The organism is Pseudocitrobacter sp. CD920760 (assembly GCF_057782505.1).
Map to the genome: position 1 here is coordinate 63019 of NZ_JBWXSY010000003.1, position 9198 is coordinate 72216.

Annotated in this window: 10 protein-coding genes; 4 read left to right on the top strand and 6 right to left on the bottom strand. The window is 51.1% G+C overall.

Annotated elements, in window-relative coordinates:
- Positions 1-20: 20 nt before the first annotated feature.
- Positions 21-389: a putative zinc-binding protein gene (locus AC1MKH_RS25850; RefSeq protein ID WP_074186210.1), complete on the top strand. Its 369-nt coding sequence runs from the start codon at positions 21-23 to the stop codon at positions 387-389.
- A gap of 158 nt (positions 390-547) precedes the next feature.
- Here the strand turns inward: AC1MKH_RS25850 and AC1MKH_RS25855 are convergent.
- The 4 genes from AC1MKH_RS25855 to AC1MKH_RS25870 form a co-directional block, all read right to left on the bottom strand.
- Positions 548-1668, bottom strand: a protein-coding gene (locus AC1MKH_RS25855; RefSeq protein ID WP_276224770.1) for an IS3 family transposase whose coding sequence is annotated in 2 segments (ribosomal slippage) — positions 548-1410 and positions 1410-1668 — 1122 coding nt in all. Because the reading frame shifts where the segments join, the coding sequence is not laid out codon by codon here.
- Positions 1669-1777: 109 nt separating this feature from the next.
- The gene (locus tag AC1MKH_RS25860; protein WP_000990392.1) at positions 1778-2197 is read right to left on the bottom strand and encodes a helix-turn-helix domain-containing protein; all 420 of its coding nucleotides are present in this window, start codon (positions 2195-2197) and stop codon (positions 1778-1780) included.
- Positions 2194-2463, bottom strand: a complete 270-nt coding sequence (locus tag AC1MKH_RS25865; RefSeq protein ID WP_276224771.1) for a type II toxin-antitoxin system HigB family toxin — start codon at positions 2461-2463, stop codon at positions 2194-2196. Before AC1MKH_RS25865 ends, AC1MKH_RS25860 begins: the two co-directional genes overlap by 4 nt.
- A gap of 9 nt (positions 2464-2472) precedes the next feature.
- Complete coding sequence (locus tag AC1MKH_RS25870; protein ID WP_001067855.1) at positions 2473-3177, bottom strand: IS6-like element IS26 family transposase; 705 nt, start codon at positions 3175-3177, stop codon at positions 2473-2475.
- On the opposite strand from AC1MKH_RS25870, the gene AC1MKH_RS25875 reads away from it, so the two are divergent.
- The 3 genes from AC1MKH_RS25875 to AC1MKH_RS25885 all read left to right on the top strand — a co-directional run bounded on the left by AC1MKH_RS25875 (position 3168) and on the right by AC1MKH_RS25885 (position 5170).
- Positions 3168-4481 carry a Y-family DNA polymerase gene (locus tag AC1MKH_RS25875; RefSeq protein ID WP_241224031.1) on the top strand — a complete coding sequence of 438 codons (1314 nt, stop codon included), beginning with the start codon at positions 3168-3170 and terminating at the stop codon, positions 4479-4481. The two genes, AC1MKH_RS25870 and AC1MKH_RS25875, sit on opposite strands and share 10 nt — an antisense overlap.
- A 78-nt stretch (positions 4482-4559) precedes the next feature.
- Positions 4560-4811 (top strand): type II toxin-antitoxin system Phd/YefM family antitoxin, encoded by a 252-nt coding sequence (locus AC1MKH_RS25880; protein WP_004118488.1) that lies wholly within the window; start codon positions 4560-4562, stop codon positions 4809-4811.
- Positions 4812-4864: 53 nt separating this feature from the next.
- A complete protein-coding gene (locus tag AC1MKH_RS25885; protein WP_016156495.1) occupies positions 4865-5170 on the top strand; it encodes a hypothetical protein in 306 nt (101 codons plus the stop codon).
- Between the two features lie 1139 nt (positions 5171-6309).
- On the opposite strand, the gene AC1MKH_RS25890 is transcribed toward AC1MKH_RS25885, so the two are convergent.
- Entirely contained in the window at positions 6310-7281 is a 972-nt protein-coding gene (locus AC1MKH_RS25890; RefSeq protein ID WP_016156498.1) for a ParB/RepB/Spo0J family plasmid partition protein, read from the bottom strand.
- Positions 7281-8447, bottom strand: coding sequence for a plasmid-partitioning protein SopA (sopA, locus tag AC1MKH_RS25895; RefSeq protein WP_000523813.1), 1167 nt, complete (start codon positions 8445-8447; stop codon positions 7281-7283). Before sopA ends, AC1MKH_RS25890 begins: the two co-directional genes overlap by 1 nt.
- Positions 8448-9198: the final 751 nt, after the last annotated feature.

A 9198-nucleotide genomic window follows, 5' to 3' on the forward strand; every position in this document is an offset into this window, starting at 1 on the left:
TAACCTCTAGAAGGTGATATATGAACGTGCATTCTAAATCTCTACCGTTAATTTATTCTTGTTCCGGTTGTTCAAGTGCAGCCCAAATGGCTAACTATATTGCTATCCAGCTAGACAGGCGGGGCGATGCAGAAATGTCATGTATTGCAGGGGTCGGTGGAAACGTCAAATCTTTAGTTCGAATCGCGATCTCAGGTCGACCGATAATAGCCATCGATGGATGCTCTCTGCAATGTGTTAGAAGTTGTTTAGCTAAGCACTATGTAACACCTACAAAGCATATATTGTTAAATGAGCTAGGCGTTAGAAAACGTCACAAAACAGATTTTGATCTTTGCGAAGCAGACAGAATAATTATTGATATAGCAGAGTCGTTGAAAACCATATAGTAAAAGCCACCTGCTGTACAGATCTAGTAATCACCTGACACCGGCCTCAAACCGGTGTCTCGTTACGCGACTTTAACGCGCTGTTCTTTGGGGATCAATTTCAGACCCTTTTTAAACATGCAGTAGGGATGACCTGCCCCCAGGATTAGATACAACCGTCAGTTAGTAAGGTCGGTTTGTTTACCTTCACATTTTACATTTCGCCACCGTGCTGCAAACTCTGATGGCGTCTGATAATTCAGTGCTGAATGTGGACGACACTCGTTATAATCCTGCCGCCAGTCATTAATGATTTTCCTTGCGTGAACGATATCGCTGAACCAGTGCTCATTCAGGCATTCATCGCGAAATCGTCCGTTAAAGCTCTCAATAAATCCGTTCTGCGTTGGCTTGCCCGGCTGGATTAAGCGCAACTCAACACCATGCTCAAAGGCCCATTGATCCAGTGCACGGCAAGTGAACTCCGGCCCCTGGTCAGTTCTTATCGTCGCCGGATAGCCTCGAAACAGTGCAATGCTGTCCAGAATACGCGAGACCTGAACGCCTGAAATCCCAAAGGCAACAGTGACCGTCAGGCATTCCTTTGTGAAATCATCGACGCAGGTAAGACACTTGATCCTGCGACCGGTGGAAAGTGCGTCCATGACGAAATCCATCGACCAGGTCAGATTGGGCGCCGCCGGACGGAGCAGCGGCAGACGTTCTGTTGCCAGCCCTTTACGACGTCTTCTGCGTTTTACGCCCAGGCCACTGAGGTGATAAAGCCGGTACACGCGCTTATGATTAACATGAAGCCCTTCACGGCGCAGCAACTGCCAAATACGACGGTAGCCAAAACGCCTGCGCTCCAGTACCAGCTCAGTGATGCGCCCTGATAAATGCGCATCAGCAGCCGGACGGTGAGCCTCATAGCGGCAGGTCGACAGGGATAAACCTGTAAGCCTGCAGGCACGACGTTGCGACAGACCGGTCGCATCACACATCAGCATCACGGCTTCCCGCTTCTGGTCTGTCGTCAGTACTTTCGCCCAAGAGCCACCTGAAGCGCCTCTTTATCCAGCATGGCTTCGGCAAGCAGCTTCTTGAGTCTGGCGTTCTCTTCCTCAAGCGACTTCAGGCGCTTAACTTCAGGCACCTCCATACCGCCATACTTCTTACGCCAGGTGTAAAACGTGGCATCGGAAATGGCATGCTTGCGGCAGAGTTCACGGGCGGGTACCCCAGCTTCGGCTTCGCGGAGAATACTGATGATCTGTTCGTCGGAAAAACGCTTCTTCATGGGGATGTCCTCATGTGGCTTATGAAGACATTACTAACATCGGGGTGTACTAATCAACGGGGAGCAGGTCAAATACAAAAGCCCCCAACCTTTCGGTCAGGGGGCTGTTTTACGCGTCCATGAATGAGCTGGGCGGAATGTTGAAGCGCCGCGCAAGTGCTTTCATGTGATCTAGTGTTAGTGAGCGAGTCCCGTTAAGGATGCGGCTCACCAGCGATTTCTTACCAATCTCTTCCTCAAAATCACTCTGAGTCAGTTTGTGCTGGTCCATCAGGACACGCAGCAGGGCCACGCCACTTGGTAACGCTGCAATACGGTCGTTGAACTCTGCGAACTCTTCCGCCTCATCTTCATACTGGGCAATTTTCGCAACCAGCATGTCCACCAGCGGATGATCTGGCTCGTGTTCAACCAGGTATTCAACCAGCGTCAGCGCGTCTTCATAGTCCTTGCGAGAGGCATTGCCCCCCAGGAGGGGGACAATGCTAACCAGGCTGTTTGCCGCCTGGATAGCATCGGTGTACATCATTCTTTAGTTCTCCGGTAAAAATCTGTCAGCTTGTCGTATTCGGCGTGTGTGGTTATGTGCTTTATAAAGATTTTCCCACGTTCAAAATCAGCAAAAAACATCACCCTTAAATTCCCACCGCCAACATCGATCACCCACCACTTCTCCCGATATTTCATTCTGTCCAGCGAGGCAAATCGTTTTTTCATTTCGTCCGGTGAAGTGTAGTTCTCTCTCTTCAAAGGGCACTGTTGCAAAGTTAGCGATGAGGCAGCGTTTTGTCTTATTCAAAGGCCTTACATTTCAAAAACTCTGCTTACCAGGCGCATTTCGCCCAGGGGATCACCATAATAAAATGCTGAGGCCTGGCCTTTGCGTAGTGCACGCATCACCTCAATACCTTTGATGGTGGCGTAAGCCGTCTTCATGGATTTAAATCCCAGCGTGGCGCCGATTATCCGTTTCAGTTTGCCATGATCGCATTCAATCACGTTGTTCCGGTACTTAATCTGTCGGTGTTCAACGTCAGACGGGCACCGGCCTTCGCGTTTGAGCAGAGCAAGCGCGCGACCATAGGCGGGCGCTTTATCCGTGTTGATGAATCGCGGGATCTGCCACTTCTTCACGTTGTTGAGGATTTTACCCAGAAACCGGTATGCAGCTTTGCTGTTACGACGGGAGGAGAGATAAAAATCGACAGTGCGGCCCCGGCTGTCGACGGCCCGGTACAGATACGCCCAGCGGCCATTGACCTTCACGTAGGTTTCATCCATGTGCCACGGGCAAAGATCGGAAGGGTTACGCCAGTACCAGCGCAGCCGTTTTTCCATTTCAGGCGCATAACGCTGAACCCAGCGGTAAATCGTGGAGTGATCGACATTCACTCCGCGTTCAGCCAGCATCTCCTGCAGCTCACGGTAACTGATGCCGTATTTGCAGTACCAGCGTACGGCCCACAGAATGATGTCACGCTGAAAATGCCGGCCTTTGAATGGGTTCATGTGCAGCTCCATCAGCAAAAGGGGATGATAAGTTTATCACCACCGACTATTTGCAACAGTGCCGCGAGAAGGTTTTCAGGCCGGATTTGCGCGGCAAACCTGTCGTCGTTCTCAGTAACAACGATGGCTGCGTTATTGCCCGGAGTGCTGAAGCCAAACGGCTGGGTATAAAGATGGGAACCCCCTGGTTCCAGCTCAAAGAGGCGCAGTTTCCTGAAAAATTGTACGTTTTTTCCAGCAACTACGAGCTCTACGCGAGCCTGAGTAACCGTGTGGTCGCCCTGCTGGAAGAGCTGTCGCCCCGCGTCGAACAATACTCAATTGACGAATGTTTCCTGGATGCCCGGGGAATTGGCCACTGTATGGATCTGGAGGATTTTGGCAGGCAGCTGCGTGGGCATGTTCTCAGTGGAACCGGACTGACGATCGGTGTCGGCTTCGGCGCCACAAAAACACTGGCCAAATCGGCGCAGTGGGCGTCAAAGGAATGGCCACAATTCAGTGGGGTGCTGGCGCTGTCGCCCGAAAATCCACGCAGAACGGCAAAATTACTCAGCCTGCAGCCGGTGGAAGAAATCTGGGGCGTAGGGAACCGGATAGCGAAAAAGCTGCACGTTATGGGGATCACCACTGCCCTGCAGCTGTCGCTGACGAACCCTACATTTATCCGGAAAAACTTCAACGTAGTGCTGGAGCGCACGGTACGTGAGCTGAACGGCGAGAGCTGCATTTCGCTGGAGGAAGCGCCGCCGCCGAAACAGCAGATTGTCTGCAGTCGCAGCTTCGGGCAGCGGATCACCACCTACGAAGAAATGCGCCAGGCCGTCTGCCAGTATGCCGAGCGCGCGGCGGAAAAGTTGCGCGGTGAGCGACAGTACTGCCGGCATATCAGCACCTTCATCAAGACATCCCCTTTTGCGGTTAATGAGCCGTATTACGGTAACGTGGCCACGGAAAAACTGAACACCCCTACCCGTGACACCCGTGACACCCGGGACATTATCGCGGCAGCGGTCAGGTCTCTGGACAGGATCTGGCTCGATGGCCACCGCTACGCAAAAGCGGGGATAATGCTCAATGATTTCAGTCCGAACGGCGTCGCGCAGCTGAATCTGTTCGATGACGTGCAGCCACGGCCGCACAGCGATGCGCTGATGAAGGTACTCGACGGCATTAATCATTCCGGACTCGGGAAAGTCTGGTTTGCCGGACGGGGTATTGCGCTGGACTGGCAGATGAAACGGGAGATGCTGTCACCGGCATATACCACCCGCTGGAAGGAGCTGCCGGTTGCCCGTTTCTGACCGTCGAAATGACAGACGGGACTTGCCGCAAGAGCTTACTTTACCGATCATACAGATGACTTGTCTCAGGGGGGAACCATGACAAATATCATTCTGTGTGATGTGACTGCCAGCATCAGCGAACTTAAAAACGATCCGGTGGCCACCGCCAGTGCCGGCGGCGGCTACCCGGTCGCGATTATTGACCGCAACCGCCCTGTTTTTTATTGTGTGCCCGCGGCTCTGTATGAACAAATGCTCGATGCGCTGGACGAAAAAGACCTGGTGCAATTGATAACAGAACGTCAAAACCAGCCGCTGCGTGAAGTGGATCTCAATCAGTATCTGTGATGTGCTCCGGTGCGAGGAGCAAGGAATGTATTAAATCAATGTTAAGGAACAATATGGGTAGCAAAATCGCAGGTGTGGTTTTCTTATTCTTCACTGTCTGGGGAATGGCTTCAGTGATTGAATTGCAGTACTGGCGTAACGCTGATACCTATCCTGTCTGGCTGACAAAACATCTCCGGATCTCTCCCGAAAATAACGAAAAGAGCCTGATAAGGATAGGAATGGAAACCTTTGACAAGGTATGTGGTGATAACAGGGGCCTCCTTGCCGTCACCCAAAAACAAAACGGTATGTTTATGCGCTGTGATGATTCCCCCGGATTTTTTTCATGGTTCAGCGGCGTTTACAAAGTCAGTTAATCAGATAACGTGTTGGACTTTCAATATGTTACCCACACGGTTATCCCCCGTTACTGTGGATAATCAATATATTGTGTCTCAGACAGCTGCTTTTTCTACCATATGTTGTGTCCCTGATATCCCCTCGGACGGCGTGACAAACGACATCATACTGGAGACGCTGATGACGGGACCATGTTCATCCAGGGTCGTAAGAACGGCCGGGACTGGTTACCGGCCGGACGAAGGACCGGGACTGGTTACCGGCCGGACGAAGGACCGGCCAACGCGCAGCGGCGGCAGCTGGTTTTAAAAATGCTGGCGGAAATTTAAAATTAAGCCGCACACCCCGCGAAATTTTGCAAATTTCACTCAACATGCTTCGTTCAGATCCCAACAGAGCTTTCACCATCACCTGTAATAGCCGCCCTGCTGCGTGATTACTCCGCTCAACAAGTTGCTGGCGACAAGCCAATACCTGTTCGTGACAGGCATTGCTTAACCGTTGTCCCAAACTAATAATGTGCCGACGATGCAGGTAGGACCGTGGTCCCAGGCAGATTACCTGACCGACGATGCAGGTGGGACCGTGGTCCCAGGCAGATTACCTGACCGATGACGCAGGTGGGACCGTGGTCCCAGACAGATAACCTGACCGACGACGCAGGTGGGACCGTGGTCCCAGACAGATTACCTGACCGATGACGCAGGTGGGACCGTGGTCCCAGACAGATAAGCTGACCGATGACGCAGGTGGGACCGTGGTCCCAGGCAGATAACCTGACCGACGACGCAGGTGGGACCGTGGTCCCAGTCAGATAACCTGACCGATGACGCAGGTGGGACCGTGGTCCCAGACAGATTACCTGACCGATGACGCAGGTGGGACCGTGGTCCCAGACAGATTACCTGACCGATGACGCAGGTGGGACCGTGGTCCCAGACAGATAACCTGACCGACGACGCAGGTGGGACCGTGGTCCCAGGCAGATAACCTGACCGATGACGCAGGTGAGACCGTGGTCCCAGGCAGATAACCTGACAGACGATGCAGGTGGGACCGTGGTCCCAGAGAGAATATTCAGGCCAGTTATGTTTTCTGGCCTGTGAGAAAGGAAATGAAGTAAAGGGAGATAACCGTAGACTAAAGCGTGTCCGCATTAGACTCCTGGTTTCTCAAGCTCCTTAAGAATGGCTTCTATTTTCTCTATACACTCCGCAGGAATGCGGGACCGATCTAGGTTAAGCACTATTTTATCGCCCTTATACAATGCTGTTGCCCCTGGAGCAAACTGATGACGTGAACTCAGATTAACTCTTGATGCGCGAGATTGTTTCAGTACGGATGTTAAAAGACTAATGACCTCTTCAGCTTCAAAGATTAGTCCCGCTTTCTTCTGATCGTGGAGAGTCTCAGCCTGCTGCTTCAGTAATTCTTCTTTATCTGCAAAAGCCTTCTGAAGGGCTTCACCTGACCGGGCAGACAGTTCTCCAGGATGTGCAAACAGGGCAACAACTGATTTAGGCAGTTTGGCCGTATTGATACAGCGGGTAATGATCTTACGAGAGATGTTTTCCGCATCGGCAAGCGCAGAAATATTTCCGGCAAACTCATTCTGCAGCCGGCTTGTATAACGCAGGCCACGTTCATAAGCACTCGTCGGCCGATAATCGTTACCCAGCCGGGACAATGCAGCCATCTGCTCGTCGTCCAGTTCACCAACCAGAATGCGATAATCACTTTCCGTCAGGATTGCGGCTTTACGGCGACGGCTGCCGTCTGCAATTTCTATGACATCAGAAACCCAGCGGCCGAAAGCTGGAGTCTGCTGACCGGTCAGTAAAAATGAAGGTATGAGATCATCCAGAGCATCTTCGGTAAGTAGTTCCTGATCACGCTCATTTCCTGACCATACGCGTGAGGCGCTCTCAACAGACTCTCCCCGGAGCACCTCAAGGGTAAATTTTACTTCCCGTCCACATACCGGAAGAGAGATAGCATTACCGCGGGCCATAGCACCCACGCGCGCAATTAATGAATCCACCATCGGCGCGGCCGGCGCCGGTGATGAAGTATCTTCAGTCGATTGAGTATGTGTGGTATGCCTTGGAATGACAGGGGCACGCTTCATTATCTAATCTCCCAGCGTGGTTTAATCAGACGATCAAAAATCTCATTACAAACAGGTTCCCAGATTGAAAGTGCGTTTCGCCATGCGCCGGTCGAAGAACGTTGATCAATCGCCTGTTCGAAAACGGTTCTCATGCGGATCTGGCCTTTACCAACTTCATCGGTTTCACGTACCACATTTTTAAGAACCATGCTTCCCCATGCATCGCGAATTTGTTCTTCCATCCACGGTGACTGCGAACCATTGTTATTACTGTATTTGGTAAGCAGAATACGGACATCCGGCTCAAAGCCTTTAAGATCCACATTCCTGAGCAGATCACGAAGCATATCGAAAAACTGCAGTGCAGAAGTGTAATCGAACAGCTCTGCCGGGGTGGGAACAATCAGCACATCAGCAGCGCATACGACATTGATCGTGCCAATACCGAGGTTCGGTGCGCTGTCGATAACAATCACATCATAGTCATGAGCGACCGTTTCAATAGCAAGGCGGAGCATCAGATGCGGGTCGGTGGGCAGTTTTCCTTCATCAAATTTGCCCATCAGTTCAGTTTCAATGCGATGCAGTGCCAGGCAGGACGGAATGATATCAAGGCCAGGCCAGCAGGTTGGTTTTATCGCATAACTGGCATCATCCTTTTCACCAAGATAAAAGGGCAGGAGAGTATCTTCCGCGTGTATATGAAGATCGGGCACCCATCCGTGATACATCGAGGCTGTGCCCTGAGGATCATTACCCTCGACAAGCAGAACGCGTAATCCTTTCAGGGCCAGGTCCTGAGCCAGGTGAACAGAAACGGAGGTTTTGTAAACACCACCTTTGTGAGCAGCAACACCAATCACCGGCGGAAACGCATCTTCAGCACGGCGCAGTCGTGTACCAAATACATCCCGCATGTGATTGATTTGCTCGATGGTATAACCAACGCGTTGCTCAACTCTTCCACGGGTTTCCATATCAGGGTGAGGCAGCCGGCCAGCTTTCTCGGCATCCCTGATAGCCTGAGATGACACGCCAACTAAATCAGCTGCTTCACCAATCCTCCAGCGCCGGGTTATTTTCCGGGCTTCCGGACTGTCATCATTAAACTGCGCAATGGCGATTGCTTTCGTCATTTCATGACCAGCACTTATGCACTGGTTGAGTGTATCCATGAGTCCCATACTGAACATCCTTTAATCATCACTTTGCATTATTTTATTAAATCTTGGAATTTATTGCAAAGCAACAATAAAAACGCAAAGTGCACGAAAAAGTGCAAAGTGAACCGCATTGGGTGATGCAAAGACCGCAGGGGAGTACAAAAGAGTACATACCGCAGCCAATATTAATCACTGCCGCTCGCCGCAGTAAGCGATCTCACGGAGTGAGAAAGCGGCGAGGAAGCGGAAAATCACAGAATTCACAGATTGCACGTACGTCGGGTTGCTTAAGATGGCTCGGGATCAGCCAGTTATAATGAAATTGACTGCGATATGTAATATATTGACTGTGGCATGATACTTACTGTATCTGTGTCGAGAAAGAGGAAAGACGACTCAGCATACCGCAGTCAATGTTTCATTGTTGTACCTGTAGATCTCAATCTTCCAGAGCGTATTCAGGAAAATCAGGCCAGGGTTCTGGATACCTGGTGTGGCGCTTCCGGCCTTGTATCTGAGTTATTCAAGGTCTCGATCCAATAATTGATCCCAAGGAGATCATAGTGAGATCCAAAAGAGATCCCCGGATCGCTCCAGCATGCGCTGTAACTGGCTTTAACGTCTGTCTGGATCGACTGCGGAATGTAAAATGTTGACTGTTATATGCATAATCTAATACTGTGATATGCAACGGTATTTACTGAGGTATGTATATCCGTTGACTGCGATACGTATTACTACATCCTTTTGTGGATAACCGTTGAGGATCAAG

Bases quoted from the DNA above. Each gene is read 5' to 3' on its own strand.
- AC1MKH_RS25850 (WP_074186210.1), top strand. From the start codon at position 21: ATGAACGTGCATTCTAAATCTCTACCGTTAATTTATTCTTGTTCCGGT.
- AC1MKH_RS25860 (WP_000990392.1), bottom strand. From the start codon at position 2,197: ATGATGTACACCGATGCTATCCAGGCGGCAAACAGCCTGGTTAGCATT.
- AC1MKH_RS25875 (WP_241224031.1), top strand. From the start codon at position 3,168: ATGGGTTCATGTGCAGCTCCATCAGCAAAAGGGGATGATAAGTTTATC.
- AC1MKH_RS25870 (WP_001067855.1), bottom strand. From the start codon at position 3,177: ATGAACCCATTCAAAGGCCGGCATTTTCAGCGTGACATCATTCTGTGG.
- AC1MKH_RS25880 (WP_004118488.1), top strand. From the start codon at position 4,560: ATGACAAATATCATTCTGTGTGATGTGACTGCCAGCATCAGCGAACTT.
- AC1MKH_RS25885 (WP_016156495.1), top strand. From the start codon at position 4,865: ATGGGTAGCAAAATCGCAGGTGTGGTTTTCTTATTCTTCACTGTCTGG.
- AC1MKH_RS25890 (WP_016156498.1), bottom strand. From the start codon at position 7,281: ATGAAGCGTGCCCCTGTCATTCCAAGGCATACCACACATACTCAATCG.
- sopA (WP_000523813.1), bottom strand. From the start codon at position 8,447: ATGGGACTCATGGATACACTCAACCAGTGCATAAGTGCTGGTCATGAA.